Source organism: Caulobacter sp. P4_E5 (assembly GCF_056401555.1).
Map to the genome: position 1 here is coordinate 1 of NZ_JBFUJD010000016.1, position 15,204 is coordinate 15,204.

Below are 15,204 nucleotides of genomic sequence, written 5' to 3' on the forward strand. Positions count from 1 at the left end.
ATGCAGACAATCGCCGAAAAGATCACCATCGTGCAGGAGATCGCTCGCCAGACCGATCTGCTGGCCCTGAATGCGGCCGTCGAGGCCGCCCGGGCCGGCGAGCACGGTCGCGGCTTCGCCGTCGTCGCCTCGGAAGTCCGCAAGCTGGCCGAGCGGTCGCAGACCGCCGCCACCGAGATCGGCGCGGTGTCCTCGGAAACGGTCAAGGCCGCCCAATCGGCTGGCGTCATGCTGACCAGCCTGGTCCCCAACATCCGCAAGACCGCCGAACTGGTCGCCGAGATCAGCGCCGCCTGCCGCGAGCAGGACATCGGCGCCAGCCAGATCAACGAAGCCATCCAGCAGCTGGACAAGGTCACCCAGCAGAACGCCAGCGCGTCCGAGCAGATGTCGGCCACCTCCGAGGAACTGGCCGCCCAGGCCGAGGAGCTGCAGACCTCGATCGCCTATTTCCGCACCAGCGCCAACGGGCCCGCTACGCGCCGCCCGACACCGCGCCCGGCCGCCAAGCGGTCGGCTCCGACGACGGCCCGCAAGTCGGCCGCCCCGCAGCCGCGCCAGACGGTCGCCACCCAGCAGGCTCGCGCCGGAGGCTTCGCCCTGGACCTGACCAATGGCGGCCCCGATGCGGACGACGCCGATTTCCGGGAATACGCCTGATGGCCGCCCCCAATGAACGCCAGTTCGTCACGCTGGGCCTCGGCGCCGAGGTCTTCGCGGTGTCGGTCGCCCATGTGCGCGAGATCCTCGACTACCAGGCGCCGTTCGCGATCCCCGAAGGCCCCAACTACCTGATGGGCCTGACCGACGTGCGCGGCCGCGGTACGCCGACTATCGACCTGCGCCTCAAGCTGGGCCTGCCGCCGGTCGCGCCGACAGGCGCCACGCGGATCCTGGTGCTGGACGTGCCGCTCAGCGACCGCGTGCTGTCGCTGGGCCTGGTCGCCGACCGGGTGATCGAGGTCGTCGCCTTCTCGGACGATCAGATCGAGGCCGCGCCCGACATCGGCGTGCCCTGGCGATCGGAATACATCCAGGGGGTGGTCCGGCGCGAAACGCCGTCCGGAAACAGTGGCTTCGTGGTCATCTTCGACCTGTCGCGCCTGCTGACCAGCCAGGACGCCGCCGCACTCTCCCAAGCGGCCTAAAGATTAAGACAGCGCGCCGTCTGACGCCGCGAACGGAGAAGCCCGTGTCGAGACAAGCCGTCGCCCCGCAGGCGCACGAAAACGAGCAGCTCAGCGCCCGGAATTTCCAGCGCCTCTCGACGTTCATCCAGGACTACAGCGGCATCAAGATGCCGGCCAACAAGCGCACCATGCTGGAAGGCCGCCTGCGCCGCCGCATGCGCGCCACGCGGATCAACGACGTCAACGCCTATTGCCACTATCTGTTCGAGGAGAACGGCCTCGACGGCGAAGCCATCCACCTGATCGACGCGGTCACCACCAACAAGACCGAATTCTTCCGCGAGCCGGCCCATTTCGAGTTCCTGGCGACCAAGGGGCTCCCCGCCCTGGCGGCGAAAGGCAAGCGCGAGATCAAGATCTGGAGCTCGGCCTGCTCGACCGGCGCCGAGCCCTACACCATCGCCATGGTCCTGGACGAGTTCTGCGAAAAGCAGCGCGGCGTCGACTATTCGATCCTGTGCACCGACATCTGCACCGAGGTGCTGGACCAGGCGGTCGCCGGCCGCTTCTCCGAACAAATGATCGAGCCCGTCTCGACGGCCCGTCGTCAGCGCCATCTGATGCGGGCGCGCGACGCCACGCGCAACGAGGTGCGGATCAAACCGCATCTCCGCAGCAAGCTGGCCTTCGCCCGCCTGAACCTGATGGACGACGCCTATCCGATCGAGACCGACCTCGACATCATCTTCTGCCGCAACATCCTGATCTATTTCGACAAGCCTACCCAGGCCAAGGTGCTCACCCGGCTGTGCAACCATCTGTCGCCTGGCGGGTATCTGCTTCTGGGACATTCGGAGTCGATCGTCGGGATCGACCTGCCGGTCGTGCAGATCGCCAACACCGTGTTCCAGAAGCGGTAGGGCCCATGGTCGCGATCAGGAAAATCCGCGTTCTGATCATCGACGATTCCGCGACGGTTCGGCTGACCCTGTCTTCGATCCTGGCGTCCGATCCGCAGATCGAGGTGCTGGGCGTCGCGTCGGATCCGTTTGTGGCCGCCAAGCGCATCGCCGAGGAAATCCCCGACGTCATCACCCTGGACGTCGAGATGCCGCGCATGGACGGCATCACTTTCCTGCGTAAGCTGATGGCGCAGAAGCCGATCCCGGTGGTGATGTGCTCGTCCCTGACGGAGGCGGGGTCGGAGACCCTGCTACAGGCGCTGGAGGCCGGCGCGGTCGACATCATCCTCAAGCCCAAGGTCGGGGTCGCCGACCACCTGCTGGAGTCGAAGATCCGCATCTGCGACGCGGTCAAGGCGGCGGCCGGCGCGAAGATCGCCGGCTCGAAGCGCCCGATCCCGCAGTTCTCCGCCCTCGGCCACGAGCCCGAGAAGAAGCTGACCGCCGACGCCATGCTGCCGCCGCCGCCAATCCAAAAAGGGGGCGGCGCCAAGGCCATGGCGCGCACGACGGAGTCCGTGATCTGCGTCGGCGCCTCTACGGGGGGCACCGAGGCGCTGCGGGTGCTGCTGGAAGCCCTGCCGCCGGACTCGCCCGGCATGGTCATCGTCCAGCACATGCCCGAGAAGTTCACCGCCTCGTTCGCCATGCGGCTGGACAGCCTGTGCGCGGTCGAGGTCAAGGAAGCCGAGGACGGCGACACCGTCCGGCGCGGCCGGGTGCTGATCGCGCCCGGCAACAAGCACACCCTGCTGGAGCGCAGCGGCGCCCGCTACTACGTCTCGGTCAAGGATGGCCCGCTGGTCTCACGCCACCGGCCCTCGGTCGATGTCCTGTTCCGCTCGGCCGCCCGCTCGGCCGGCTCGAACGCGGTGGGCCTGATTATGACCGGTATGGGCGACGACGGTGCGCGCGGCATGGCCGAGATGAAGCAGGCCGGAGYCTTCACCCTGGCCCAGGACGAAGCCACCTCGGTGGTGTTTGGCATGCCCAAGGAAGCCATCGCGCTGGGCTGCGTCGACCGGATCGCGCCTTTGCAGAACCTGGCGATGGAAGTGTTGCGGGCGGCCAGCCGGTAGGTTGTTCCACCCATTTCCGACCTCCCAGCGAAAGCCGAGGAGATCGGCTTTTTGGAGAGCGCGGCTAAAACAGCAGGTCGTCGTCCGCGGCGGTCTCGACCTCGACCGCTTGCGCAGACGCCGAACAGAGACCTTCGGTCAAGGCGCGGTGGACCTCGCGCTCGTGGGCCATGGTGTACTGCTTGGCCAATCGATCGACGAGTGGGCGCAAGGCGCCGCTGATGTCGTCGGTGCGGATCTCGCCGTCGCCGGCCATGTCCAGCAGCTCATTGGCGGCGGTGTCGAGCACCGACCCGATCTGCTTGTGGAAGTCGAAGCGCGCGGCGGCGCGGCGCAGCATATCGACCACGTCGGCGCCCTGGCGAGCCACGGCGGTCAGGGCGGTTTCGACGCCGTCGCCGGCCTTGTGAATTCGCGCAACCGCACCGCTCAGCACGGTGGCGGCGGCCGCGGCCTTGCCGTCCTCGACCTCGCGGCCCGCTTCTCGCTGGCCCAGGGCCTCGGCGGCGTTGAACAGGCCTTCCAGCGCGCTGGTGGTCAGTCCAGCCGACTTCTCGAGATGGATGGCGTGCTGGCGCAGCTCAATGGCGATGACGCCCAACGGTTTGCCGGTCTCGCCGATGCGGCTGCATTTCAGCGTGGTGTTCAACGCCATCATCTGCACGTCGGCGCGAATGTTCTGGATGCCGGCGATGCGCTCGGTCAGTTCGCGAGCCGAGACGGCGGCCGAGCGGCTGACGTTCTCGGCGGCCTGTTCGCCGGCGGTCATGTCGCCGACCAGCTCTAGCGCCTGCCCGACATTGCCTTCCAGGTCGCGTAGGAAATTGGTCTCGGCGCCGCCGCCCTGGCCCGGCGACTGGCCCGAGGCCAAATCGCGCAGGCGCAGCAGTTCGGCGGCGTCGGCGGCCATGCCAATGACGTTATGGCCGATGCGGGAAACCTCGCGGTGAAAGTCCTCGGCCGTGGCGGTCAGCTGGGCGCCGAGCAGGCGATGGGCGAAGGCCTGGGCGCGGGCGCGGGGCTCGGCCGACAAGCCGGCAATCTCCTGGGACTCATCCAGGAACCGCAAGCCGGCCTGAACGTGCTCGATCCGCTGGCGGGTGATGTCGCCGATCTGCAGGGCCGCGAGGCCGCCGCCGACCTTCTTCTGAACGTCGCGCGCCAAGGCCGCGACGCTCATGGCGACCTCGACGATCTTGGCATGGTGGGCGGCGATCGCTGTGGCGCTGGCCCGTAGGGCGTCCGGCACCGCCGGCAGCAGGGCCACGCAGTCCCGGGCCAACGCGTGCTCGTGACTCAGGGCGCCGCGCAGCGTGTGGTCCAGGCCCATCAATTCGGCGTTGAACGCGTCGAGCTGGGTCCGGCCCATCTCGATGCAGTCGTAGATCTCCTGGGCGAAGATCGCGAACTCCGGCCCGGCGGCCGCGATGCCGCCCGAGGTGATCTTGATGTTGATAGCGAAGACCCGGAGATAGGCCAGGTGCTGGCGCATCTCCTCGATGCAAGCGCCCAGGCGATCGCCGAACTTGACCAGCTCGGCCACCCGGCCCCGGCGTTCGTCCAAGCTGTCGGGCAATGACTTCAGCGACTCGGCCGCACGGGCGAGGTCGGCGGTGGTGGAGGTCACCGTGTCGGCGTCAAGATTGCCGCGCATGCTGTCGAGGCCGGCGATCAGGGCGCCGACGCCTTCGACCGCCCGCGACAAGACGTCGCCCGCCTCCAGGAAGCGGCCTTCGACGACCTGACGCGCCGATTCCAGGCGGGCGGCGATCCGCGCCCCTTCACCGGGCGAGACCATCGCGTCCGATACCGTCGCTGAGATTGCCAAGCCCATGAATTCGCCGACTGTTTTTCTGGAGGTGGACTATCGCGCAGATAAGCGAAGGTCGGGTAAAGATCGCGCCGGTTTCTGCGCGCGTCAGGCGCTGACCGCGTCTTGGCCGATGTCGGCGTGCAACTCCATGGCCTCGCTGATCGCCGCGAACAGGGCGGCGCTGGTGATCGGCTTCTGCAGGTGAAGGTCGGCCCCCGCCTCGCGGCTGGCGCACACATGCTCGGGGCGGGCGTTGGCGGTCAGCATGATGATCGGAACGCGCGATGCGCCGCTCGCCGCCTCCGCCGCACGGATCCGCCGCACCGCCTCGAGGCCGTCCATCACGGGCATCTGCATGTCCATCAGGATCAGGTCGGGCATGATCAGGCCGTACATCTCGACCGCCTCCAGCCCGTTCTCGACCGTGACGATATCGGCGACGTCGGCCAGCATCAGCTCCACGACCTTGCGATTGGTCGGATGGTCGTCGGCGACCAGCACGCGCGGCGCGCCCGACGGCGCCCCGGTGGCCTCCTGGTCATGGACCGGCGCCTCGGCGCAGGCCTCTAGCGGCAGGGCGAACCAGAAGGTCGAGCCCACCTCGGGCGTGCTGTCACAGAAGAGTTCGCCCCCCATCAGCCCGACCAGCTCGCGCGAAATCGCCAGGCCCAGGCCCGTCCCACCAAATCGGCGCGTGAACGAGGCGTCGGCCTGCTGGAAACGCTCGTAGATCCGCGCCTTCATCGCCGAGTCGAAGCCGATGCCGGTGTCGGTCACCTCGAACCGCGTGCGGTCTTTGGCGTCCAAGGCCACGGTCAGGACGATCTCACCGTGATCGGTGAACTTTACAGCGTTACTGAGCAGATTGGTCAGGACCTGACGCAGGCGGGCGCTGTCCCCCGCCACCGTCCGATCGGCGGCCGCCGACACCGTGATGTTCAGGCGCACGCCCTTCTCGTCGGCGCGCAGGGCGCAGAGCGCGGCGACTGATCTGGCCATGTCTCCCAGCGGGAACGGCGCGCTCTCGATCATCATCTGGCCAGCCTCGACACGCACCAGGTCGAGGACGTCGGACAGCAGGCGCTCCAGGCTCTGGCCGGATGCAGCGATGATGTCGACCAGTTCACGGGCCCGCGGATCGGGGCAGGTCTTCGACAACAGGTCGGCGCCGGCGATGATGCCGTTCAGCGGCGTACGAATCTCGTGGCTCATGTTCGCCAGGAAGGCGCTCTTGGCCTGGCTGGCCTGCTCGGCCTGGTCCAGGGCGGCGCGCAGGGCGGCGGCGGCGGCGTTTCGCGCGGTAACGTCCTCGCCCAGGGTGATCAGGTGGCGCGCCCCGATGTCGTCATAGGTGGCCAGGGTCTTGATCAGCAGCTGGCGTGGAGCCTGACCCGAAACATTGAACTCTTCCTCGAGCACCTGCATCTCGCCGCTGCGCAGAACCTCAGTCTCGACGGCGTGCGCCCGCTCGGCGCGTTCCGGATCCAGCACCTGGGCCGTCGTCTTGCCGATCGCGTCGTCGGCCACCAGGTCCAGCGCGTCCTCGGCCGCTCGGTTGATCAGGACGTAGCGGCGGTCCTCGACATTCTTCACCGTCAGGGGCAGCGGCAGAAGCTGCAGGACGGTGCCCAGGAAACCTTGGGTCTCGACCTCCTCGGTCACGTCGCGGGCGGTCGCCAGAAGCCTGACGATCCGTCCCTCGGCGTCGCGGATCGGCGCGATGGTCGTGTCGAAATAGGCTCGGCTTTTGGCCGCCCCGCCCAGGAAAGCCCGGAAGCGCGCCACCGCGCCGCCGGCGGCGAGATTGAAGGATCGGTCCAGCGAGAAGCGGCTGTCCTCGGGCCACAGGCCGCGCCAGTCGGCGACCGCGCCCAGAACGGCGAACAAGGTCCGCGCCTTCTGGTTGGCGTGTTCGACGACGCCGTCGATGCGCAGGATCCAGGCGCTGTCCTGGTTGGCTTCGAGGAGGTCCAGATAGCCATAGGCCCCGAGCGTCCGACCTGGCGCGGGATGCGACGCGCCCTGCACGCTCTCGGGAACAAGCTCTGACTGCGACATGAAAAGTCCGCGACTTCCGGAGTCGCATTGGGTCACGCCGGGTTGAAAAGAGCGTTAAGTCCTCGACATAGCGATCCCGCGAGCCGTGATCCTAGGTCCGCGCTCGGCGCCTTGACGTGGAAATAGCGTTTCTCCGCGCCGGAACGACAAAAGCCCGGCGGTCATCCCGCCGGGCTTCTTTTTTGGTCTGTCTTCCCGTCGCCTATCCGGCGACGATCAGAAGAAGCGTTCACCGATCCGGATCGTGTCGCCCGGCGCCACCTGGATGGACGGCGTCAGCTCACTCTTCACCTCGGACGTCTGGCCGTTGCGCTTGATGAAGACGTTCTTCTTGTCGGCGCGATAGGTGAAGCCGCCGGCCGTGGCCACGGCGTTCTGGACCGTCAGGCCGGACGTGTAGGGATAGGTGCCAGGCTTCTCGACCTCGCCCAGGATGTAGAACGGGCGGAAGGTCAGCACCTCGGCGCTGACGCGCGGCTCCTTCAGGTAACCGTCGCTGAGCGCCCTCTGCACGGCCTGCTGGAACTGGCCGACGGTCATGCCGCCCGCCTTGATCTCACCGATCAGCGGCAGGGACATCAGACCGCTGCCGGTGACGAAGAACTCGCCGGACAACGAGGGTTCGCCGTACACCGTGACCCGGACCTTGTCGCCCGTACCGAGCAGATAATCCATGGATTGAGCCGTGGCGGTCACGGGCGTGTCGCCGATCGCCGCCTGCTGGGCGTAAGCCGGCCCACTCAGGGCGCCAACCGTCATGCAGACGGCGAGCGCCAGCATCGAAAGGACGCGCGAGAGTTTCGAAACACCGATCATGGCGAAGCTTCTCACCTTTGAGACTTGTCGAACCTGGAGAATGAAATGCCACATCGCACGTGACCACGAGATGAACAAGGCGAAGACTCAGGCGCCGCGCGCTTTACTGAACTGAATGATCTTCGGTTCACCGCCATCAAGTCTTATGGCGGTCAGGACGCCGGTCGCGTAGGCGCCCGTATCGACGTTGATCCGTTGACGCCCGACAAACGCCTCCTCCACCGGCGTATGGCCGTGAACCACAGTGGCCTTGAGGCCGTGGGGGTTGTCGAGGAACTCGTTGCGGATCCACAGCAGGTCGGCCGCCACCTGACGCTCCAGCGGCAGTCCAGGCTTCACCCCGGCGTGGACGAACACGTAGTCGCCATAGACGACCATCAGCTCCAGCTGGCGCAAGAAGGTTTCATGAGCCGGCGGGAAGGCCGCCCGGAAGGCCTGACGGGTCTGTTCCCAGACCTCCGGCTCGGCGCGCCCCACCGGACGCTGGACGCCGTACGAGGCCATGGTCTCGCCGCCGCCRTACTCGACCCACGAAGGCCCCGCCATTGGATCGTCCAGGAAATGCAGCAGCGTTTCCTCGTGATTGCCCATCAGGGCGCGGAACTCGAAACGCCCGTCGGCGGCCTGGCCCTTCAGAGCGATCAGACGGTCGATCACCGCCGACGACTGGGGGCCGCGATCGACATAGTCGCCCAGCATGACCAGCACCGGCGGGTCCTGGCGGCCCATAGCGCTGTAGTCCTCGGTCATGCGCTCGATCAACCCGTCCAGCAGGTCCAGCCGCCCATGGATGTCGCCCACCGCGTAAACCACACGGCTGTCCGTGGACGACGGGCGGCGGGACTGTTGCTTGGAACGGAACAGGGACTTGAACATCACACTCGCAAGGATGGCGACGGAGCGCCGGGAACCAGTTTTGCTGATTTTGCCCCAGCCTGCTGCCGGGTTCAACGGCCACCAATAGCATTTACCTATAATTTAGTACGATCCTTTTCTCACAATTTACCAAGTAAATTCGGGTTTAATTGTAGTTAATTTCAAAGTTACCACAGTCGAACATTTGGATTAAACCATCTAAATTCAGCTCTAATTGGCGGCCCGAATGAATACTGACCCAACGAACACAGCGGGGTCGGTATGTTCAACACGCGCAACATTGTTATCGGGCTGATCAGCGCTGCGGCGATGATGGCCGGCGCCAGCGCCCAGGCCGGTACGATGCCGTTCATGCCGCGGGGCGAGGGCGTCGGCGCCCCGGCCGGGTTCTCCGCGCTGTGCCGCCGCGACACCGTGACCTGCGGCCTTCCCAACAGCCAACTAGCCCTGCTGGGCCTGGGCGTTCAGGCGAGCTTCGTCCCGACCTCGTCGGTGGGCGCGCCCCCGCAGCACCGCTTCGAGACGACGTCCGCCGCCCCGGCCGAAGACGACGCCCACCTGATCTCGGTCGCGACCGTCGAAGCCTGGACGATCGCGGCGGTCGAGGACTTCGTGCCGGCCGGCGAAATCGTCGAGACCGCCCCTGTCACGCCCTCGGTCGCCGTCGCGACCGCCGAAGCCTTCGCTCCGCCCTCGCCGAGCGTTCTGGCCTGGACCACCCGCGCCGAGCGCGACCAACTGAAGTTGCTCAACCTGGTCAACCAGTCGGTCAACCGCGATGTGAAGAAGGCCAGTGACCTGGACCTCTACGGCCAGCCCGAATACTGGGCGCTGCCGCGCCTGGTCGACGGCAAACTCTATGGCGACTGCGAGGACTATGCCCTGGAGAAGCGCCGCCAGCTGGTCGCCGCCGGCGTGCCGGAAAGCGCCCTGTCGCTGGCGGTGGCGGTCACCGCCCGGGGTGAGGGCCACGCGGTGCTGATGATCTCGCTGAAGAGCGGCGATTGGGTGCTGGACAACCTGACCCCCTGGGCCACGCCCTGGGAAGACCTGAACTACCGCTGGGTTGAACGCCAAGTGCCGGGCACCGCCCTGTGGACCAGCGCCGCCGCCTAGTCGGGCGACCCACCCAACGGCAAAAAGCCCCGGACCTCACGGTCCGGGGCTTTTTCGTTGATCGAGATCATGATCGGTGGACCACGAACACGTTCGCGCCCGCTCCTTGAGGGGAGCGGGCGCGAAGGTCGTGGAACTTGAGGAGGACGGCGCCGGTCGGCGACCGCCTTGCTTAGAAGATGCGCGTGACCGTCGCGGCCAGGACCGCCCACAGGCCCATCGAGACGACAGCGCCGAGACCCAGTCCCAGCAGCGGCGCCATGCGCTTGACGCGCTTGGCGGGCGCGACATCAACTTGGGCGAAGGTCATTTTGGCGTCGATCATCGATCAGCACTCCTGATGCTGACGGATGTAACGTCACTACAAATAAGGACGCCTGAATAAACAGAGTGTATTAGACATTAAGCATAAGCGTGAGGGGTCTGGATTTTTCCCCGCGACGCTGTGGGTCATTTGCGCTAACCTACGCCGGTCGGAACTGGGAACCAGTCCGCGGCGTGGTGGGAAGTTAGAGGGTCATCTGGTGGACGGGGGATCGTATACCGAACTTCTCGCGCCAGGATTGCGGAGCCCGCTTCCGGCGGTTGCGATCGACTTACGCAAACGCGGCCTGGATATAGCGGCCTCCGCCCTGCTCTTGGTGCTGTTCGCGCCGCTGCTTCTGCTGGCGGCCCTGCTGATCAAACTGGAATCGCCCGGTCCAGCCCTGTTTCGGCAGACGCGTGGAGGCCTCGGCGGCGTCCGGTTCCAGATTCTGAAGCTCCGCACCATGCACTGCCGCGAGGACGGCCCAGACCTTGTCCAGGCTCAGCGCGGCGACAATCGGATCACCCGGATCGGCCGTATCCTGCGCGCCACCAGCATCGACGAACTGCCGCAGCTGCTGAACGTGCTGCGCGGGGACATGTCCTTGGTCGGCCCCCGCCCGCATGCCGCCGCGCACGACGACTATTACGGGATGCAGATCCCCGAATACTATGTGCGCTACCAGGCCCGCCCGGGCCTGACAGGCTGGGCCCAGGTCAAGGGCCTGCGGGGCGGGACCGACACGGTCGAGGCGATGCGCCGGCGGGTCGAGGCCGACATCGACTACATCCAGACCTGGTCGATCCTGAAGGACGCCAAGATCGTCCTCCTGACCATTCCCAGCCTGCTGATCGCCGAAAACGCCTACTGAGGCTGGACCTTGGTCAAGGCCTGGGCTTGGGCCTGCGCCGCGCGCTCGGCGACGATCAGGAACGCTAGACCGATCCGGCCTGACGGGTTGCCGATGCTGTTAGCCAGCGCCTTAAGCCGGCCCTCACCGTTCGGGCGACCGAACTCGACACGCGCCTGGTACATGATCTGCTGCCGCGCGGTCTGGGTCAGCGACGGCCAGTTCTCATAGGCCAGTTTCGTACGGCTCATGAACAGACTCGTCTGCAAGGGCGCAACGGCCAGGGAATGCTCGAGGGCGGCATTGGCCGACGAGACGTCGCCGCGCTGGAAGCCGATCGCGGCCTTGCGCAGCCACGCGCCGCCGGAGCCGGGCCGCATGGCCACTTCCCGACGGCTCAGCGCCTCTAAGCGCGCCTTGGCGGCAGGCGTGGCGGCGCTGTCATTCAGGCCAGCCTCTATGCTGGTTGCTAGCACTTCGGCCGAGGCGGTCGGCATGGCCGACAGATCACCGCCAAAGCGCGAGGCGACCAACGGTATGGCGACCAAGACCGAGACTGTCAGGGTGACGCCGGCGAAGGCGATTGTGCCCCAAGGCGTCGCGGTCTTGCGACCTCGACGCGGCGGCGCGGCGGTTGCGGTCATCGCGCCAAGCCCGATGGCGAACAGCGCCTGCAGGGCCGGAACCTGAACGGCGAAGTCGGAAAGCCCATGCAGCAGCACGACGACCGTCGCCGCGATCGTCGCCCTGGCCAGGGCCCCGCCCATGCCAGGCTTGACCGCGTCGACGCCGGCGCGCCAAAGCGCGACCAACAGCCAGGCGAGCATGAAGACGCCACCGACGATTCCGCCCTCCTCCAGCCATTGGAGATAGAGGCTGTGGGTGGCGCGCACGTTGAACAGCACCGCCAGGTTCTCGGTGGTGGTGATCAGCTGGTTGACGATCGGGAACGAGCCAAGACCGAAGCCGAACCAGGGCGAGGACTTGAAGGCCTCCCAATGGACGTCGAAGATCGCCTTACGGCCAGCCACGTCGCCTTCGAGATTTTCGAAGCGTGCGGCCGTCAGCTCCGCGCTGCGCATGGCCACGCCGACAATGACCAGTACGGCCGCCGCGCCGCCGATGATGGCGACGGCCTTCACCTTGCGACCCTGGGCGATCACCTGCCAGGTCAGCAGAATCGCCAGGCCGACGACGGTTGAGAAGATCCCGCCGCGCGAGGCGGTCATGGCCAGGGCGACCGCGAAGACGGCGGCGGCGACCAGGCTCAGGCTGGCGTCCAGCCCCAGCTTGTCCAGGCGCAGCGAACCGCCTGCTCGCTGGATCGCCTGAGAGAAGAACATCACCGCGAACACCACGCCGACGCCCATCAGACTGGCGGCGGTATTCGGGCTGAGCAAGGTCGCCGTCAGACGGTGGCCGGCGCGAAGGCTGACATGGTCGACGATCGCGACGGCGGCGAACACGCCGAGGGCCAGCACCAGGAACCAGACCAGGGCGCGACGACGGGTTTCGGACGCGCCGACGATCTGGCTGGTCAAGAACAGGCAGGCCAAGCCAACAAGGCGCAGGATGTTGAGTAGGACCGAAGACCGGTCGACGGTGATCGCGCCGCCCTCGGGACTGAGATAGCGCCAGACGGGATGGGCGCCGCCAGGACCGAACGGCGTCAGGCTCCAGGCCACGGCGATCAGCAGGGCGACGAAGAGCAGGCCCGGCCAAGGCGAAGTCAGGACGCCGGGAACCTTGCGGGCCCAGCCGCAGAAGGCCAGCAGCCCGAGCAGAAGCGCCGCTTGCAGGGCGCCGAACACGGCGGCGACCGCCACGTCGCTGGCCCCGAAGGCAATGATTTCAGCGACGACCAAAGTAACGAGGGCGCCGATCGCGACGCCCTCCGAAACTTGCAGTTGTCGAGTCTTGGCCGCTCCGGGCGACGGCGCGCCCCCGCCCGTTCGCGTCCTAGTCCGCATAGTACTTTCGATAGTTGGCGTAGTAATAATAGGAGTCGCCGTAGCCGTAGCGGGACTGGGCCTTGAGATCCATCTGGGTCAGGGCGACGCCGGCGATGAACGCACGCGTGCCTTGCAGCAAGGTCAGGGCCGACTGCACGGCCTTCACCGGCGTCTTCTTCCAGCGAACCAGCATGACCACGGCGTCGGCGTGTGGCGCCAGGATGCGGGTGTCGGCGATGGCCAGCAGAGGCGCGGTGTCCAGCAGCACGATCTCGTAGCGGTTACGCAATTCAGCCAGCAGGCGGTGCATGGCCGAGGAGCCGAGCACGTCGCGCGGCGTATAGGCCGTCTTCGCCAACGGCAGGATATGCGCACCGCTTTCGTCGTCGATCAGAGCCTGATCCAGGGTGCAGACACCGTTCAGCACTTCCAGCAGACCGACGGGCGCCGGCTCCTTCAGGAATTGGCTGATGGCGCTCTGGCGCAGGTCGCAGTCGACGACGATAACCTTGGCTCCCGAGGTCGCCAGGGTGCGGGCCAGCGAGAAGGTGGTCGTGGTCTTGCCTTCGCCCGGCAGGGACGAGGTGACCGCAATGACCTTCACCGGCTCACCGACCTTGGAGAACAGGATCGAGGCGCGCAGCTTACGTAGGCTTTCCGCGAAGCTGGAGAGCGGCTTGGCCAGCAGATAGTCCGGCGGCGACAGGCCCTTCAGGACCTTGGCGTCGTCTACCGTGGTGCCCAGACTGGGCACCGCGCCCAGATAAGGCAGGCCCAGACGACGCTCGACTTCGTCCTCAGTGAACAGGCCGGCCATCAGGATCTCAGCGAGCACGATCGCGGCCACGCCCGCGCCCAGGGCCAACACCAGGCCGAGAGCCATGTTCAGCGACGGTTTGGGATAGCTCGGACCGGTCGGGATCTTGGCCGGCGACACCACCCGGGCGTCCGCCTGTTCGATGCCGTCCGAGGTCGTGGTCTGCTTGAAGCGGGCCAGCAGGGATTCGTACAGGGTCTTCACCGACTGAGCCTTACGCTCGAGCTCGGACAGGCCGATGCTGGCCCGGTTGTTGCCGGCCAGGGTGCCTTTGGAGGCCGAGACGCTGGACGCCACCGAGCCGGTGCGCTGGCGCGCCACCTGGGCTTGAGCCTCGAGGTTGGAGATGATGCGGCGGATTTCGGCCTGGATCTGGGTGTCGATGTCGGCCAGCTCGCGCTTGGCCTTCAGAAGTTCCGGGTGACGATCGCCATAGCGACCGCTGAGATCGGCGACCTGGGCGCTCTTCTCGGAGCGTTGCTTACGCAGCTGCTGGACGACGGGCGAATTCAGCGACTCGCCGACGTCTTCGCCGGTGCTGCCGCGCGCCAGCTGTTGGCGAGCGATGTTGAGGCGAGCGTCGGTTTCAGCCTGAGAGGCGCGGCTGAGGGCCAGTTGCTGGTTCAAGCCCGAGATTTCCTGCTCGGTCAGAGTCGCGCCTTCGACGCTAAGCAGGTTGTTGGCGATCTTGTACTGCTGGACCGCGGCGTCAGCCTGCTGAACCTGGTCGCGCAGTTCGCCAACACGGGTGTCCAGCCATTCATTGGCCTTCCGGGTTGCGTCGAACTTCGCTTCGAGCTGCTCGGTCAGGTACAGGTTGGCGAAGGCGTTCGCCAGCTCCGAGGCGCGCCTGGGATCGACGTGAGTGTAGTCGATCGAGATCAGATAGGTCAGGCCCGCGCGGCGAACCTTCAGGCCGCCCAGCAGGTTGTCGACAATCCGCTCGCGCCGGCGCTGCAGCTCGACGGGGTCGTTGGTCGCCGTCGGCGTCGCGGCCTTCTTCAGCGAGAACAGCCAGGCCGTCGGGCCGCGCGCCCCCGTCAAGTAAGGATTGAAGTAAGGATCCTGTTCGAGCTTCAGCTCCTTGACGACTCGGCTGGCCAGGGACCGCGACTTGAGCACCTCGACCTCGGTGTCGACGACGGACGAATCCGCCGGCAACCCCGAAAGCACCGCGCTCATGTCGGTGACCTGTTCCTTGCGGACGTCCAGCATCACCTGCGCCATAGCCGTGTATTTTGGCGTCTGCTGCAGGGTGAAGAGCACCACCGCCGCGAACACCACCACCGCTACCGCCGCGAAAAGCCGAAAGCGTCGCCTGAACGTCGCGATCACGATGTTCAGGTCAAAAGACAACGCTCCGGTGTCATTCACCGGAGCGTTCGAAGTTTCAAAACCGGAGCCGTCCATAACTACTCTCAGTAATCG

13 protein-coding genes are annotated in these 15,204 nt (G+C 66.6%); 6 read left to right on the forward strand and 7 right to left on the reverse strand.

Going from position 1 to position 15,204, the window contains the following annotated elements; translation table 11 throughout:
* From AC1DSO_RS07325 to AC1DSO_RS07340, 4 genes are all read left to right on the forward strand, one after another.
* Positions 1–660, forward strand: a 660-nt coding sequence (locus AC1DSO_RS07325; protein WP_477068215.1) for a methyl-accepting chemotaxis protein, incomplete at its 5' end; no start/stop codon positions are given.
* The gene (locus AC1DSO_RS07330) at positions 660–1,148 is read left to right on the forward strand and encodes a chemotaxis protein CheW (protein WP_477068216.1); all 489 of its coding nucleotides are present in this window, start codon (positions 660–662) and stop codon (positions 1,146–1,148) included. The genes AC1DSO_RS07325 and AC1DSO_RS07330, both read left to right, overlap by 1 nt.
* A gap of 44 nt (positions 1,149–1,192) precedes the next feature.
* The gene (locus AC1DSO_RS07335; protein ID WP_477068217.1) at positions 1,193–2,050 is read left to right on the forward strand and encodes a CheR family methyltransferase; all 858 of its coding nucleotides are present in this window, start codon (positions 1,193–1,195) and stop codon (positions 2,048–2,050) included.
* 5 nt (positions 2,051–2,055) lie between these two features.
* The gene (locus AC1DSO_RS07340) at positions 2,056–3,171 is read left to right on the forward strand and encodes a protein-glutamate methylesterase/protein-glutamine glutaminase (RefSeq protein WP_477068218.1); all 1,116 of its coding nucleotides are present in this window, start codon (positions 2,056–2,058) and stop codon (positions 3,169–3,171) included.
* A 64-nt stretch (positions 3,172–3,235) separates the two neighbouring features.
* Here AC1DSO_RS07340 and AC1DSO_RS07345 read toward each other — a convergent pair whose 3' ends face one another.
* The 4 genes from AC1DSO_RS07345 to AC1DSO_RS07360 form a co-directional block, all read right to left on the reverse strand.
* Positions 3,236–5,005 carry a hypothetical protein gene (locus AC1DSO_RS07345; RefSeq protein ID WP_477068219.1) on the reverse strand — a complete coding sequence of 590 codons (1,770 nt, stop codon included), beginning with the start codon at positions 5,003–5,005 and terminating at the stop codon, positions 3,236–3,238.
* An 84-nt stretch (positions 5,006–5,089) separates the two neighbouring features.
* The gene (locus AC1DSO_RS07350) at positions 5,090–7,042 is read right to left on the reverse strand and encodes a hybrid sensor histidine kinase/response regulator (protein WP_477068220.1); all 1,953 of its coding nucleotides are present in this window, start codon (positions 7,040–7,042) and stop codon (positions 5,090–5,092) included.
* Positions 7,043–7,258: 216 nt separating this feature from the next.
* Entirely contained in the window at positions 7,259–7,858 is a 600-nt protein-coding gene (locus AC1DSO_RS07355) for a polysaccharide biosynthesis/export family protein (RefSeq protein WP_477068221.1), read from the reverse strand.
* Positions 7,859–7,945: 87 nt separating this feature from the next.
* Positions 7,946–8,734 (reverse strand): metallophosphoesterase family protein, encoded by a 789-nt coding sequence (locus AC1DSO_RS07360; protein ID WP_477068222.1) that lies wholly within the window; start codon positions 8,732–8,734, stop codon positions 7,946–7,948.
* 261 nt (positions 8,735–8,995) lie between these two features.
* Here AC1DSO_RS07360 and AC1DSO_RS07365 point away from each other — a divergent pair, with 261 nt between their 5' ends.
* A complete protein-coding gene (locus AC1DSO_RS07365; protein WP_477068223.1) occupies positions 8,996–9,850 on the forward strand; it encodes a transglutaminase-like cysteine peptidase in 855 nt (284 codons plus the stop codon).
* A 172-nt stretch (positions 9,851–10,022) separates the two neighbouring features.
* Here the strand turns inward: AC1DSO_RS07365 and AC1DSO_RS07370 are convergent, their stop codons facing one another.
* The gene (locus AC1DSO_RS07370; protein WP_477068224.1) at positions 10,023–10,175 is read right to left on the reverse strand and encodes a hypothetical protein; all 153 of its coding nucleotides are present in this window, start codon (positions 10,173–10,175) and stop codon (positions 10,023–10,025) included.
* A gap of 199 nt (positions 10,176–10,374) precedes the next feature.
* On the opposite strand from AC1DSO_RS07370, the gene AC1DSO_RS07375 reads away from it, so the two are divergent.
* The gene (locus tag AC1DSO_RS07375; RefSeq protein WP_477068225.1) at positions 10,375–11,028 is read left to right on the forward strand and encodes a sugar transferase; all 654 of its coding nucleotides are present in this window, start codon (positions 10,375–10,377) and stop codon (positions 11,026–11,028) included.
* On the opposite strand, the gene AC1DSO_RS07380 is transcribed toward AC1DSO_RS07375, so the two are convergent.
* Both AC1DSO_RS07380 and AC1DSO_RS07385 read right to left on the reverse strand, forming a co-directional pair.
* A complete protein-coding gene (locus tag AC1DSO_RS07380; protein ID WP_477068226.1) occupies positions 11,022–12,872 on the reverse strand; it encodes an O-antigen ligase family protein in 1,851 nt (616 codons plus the stop codon). The genes AC1DSO_RS07375 and AC1DSO_RS07380 overlap by 7 nt on opposite strands.
* A gap of 94 nt (positions 12,873–12,966) precedes the next feature.
* Positions 12,967–15,186 carry a GumC family protein gene (locus AC1DSO_RS07385; RefSeq protein WP_477068227.1) on the reverse strand — a complete coding sequence of 740 codons (2,220 nt, stop codon included), beginning with the start codon at positions 15,184–15,186 and terminating at the stop codon, positions 12,967–12,969.
* Positions 15,187–15,204: the final 18 nt, after the last annotated feature.

Coding starts and splice junctions, on each gene's coding strand:
- AC1DSO_RS07330 (WP_477068216.1), top strand. CDS start 660: ATGGCCGCCCCCAATGAACGCCAGTTCGTCACGCTGGGCCTCGGCGCC.
- AC1DSO_RS07345 (WP_477068219.1), bottom strand. CDS start 5,005: ATGGGCTTGGCAATCTCAGCGACGGTATCGGACGCGATGGTCTCGCCC.
- AC1DSO_RS07350 (WP_477068220.1), bottom strand. CDS start 7,042: ATGTCGCAGTCAGAGCTTGTTCCCGAGAGCGTGCAGGGCGCGTCGCAT.
- AC1DSO_RS07355 (WP_477068221.1), bottom strand. CDS start 7,858: ATGATCGGTGTTTCGAAACTCTCGCGCGTCCTTTCGATGCTGGCGCTC.
- AC1DSO_RS07365 (WP_477068223.1), top strand. CDS start 8,996: ATGTTCAACACGCGCAACATTGTTATCGGGCTGATCAGCGCTGCGGCG.
- AC1DSO_RS07370 (WP_477068224.1), bottom strand. CDS start 10,175: ATGATCGACGCCAAAATGACCTTCGCCCAAGTTGATGTCGCGCCCGCC.
- AC1DSO_RS07385 (WP_477068227.1), bottom strand. CDS start 15,186: ATGGACGGCTCCGGTTTTGAAACTTCGAACGCTCCGGTGAATGACACC.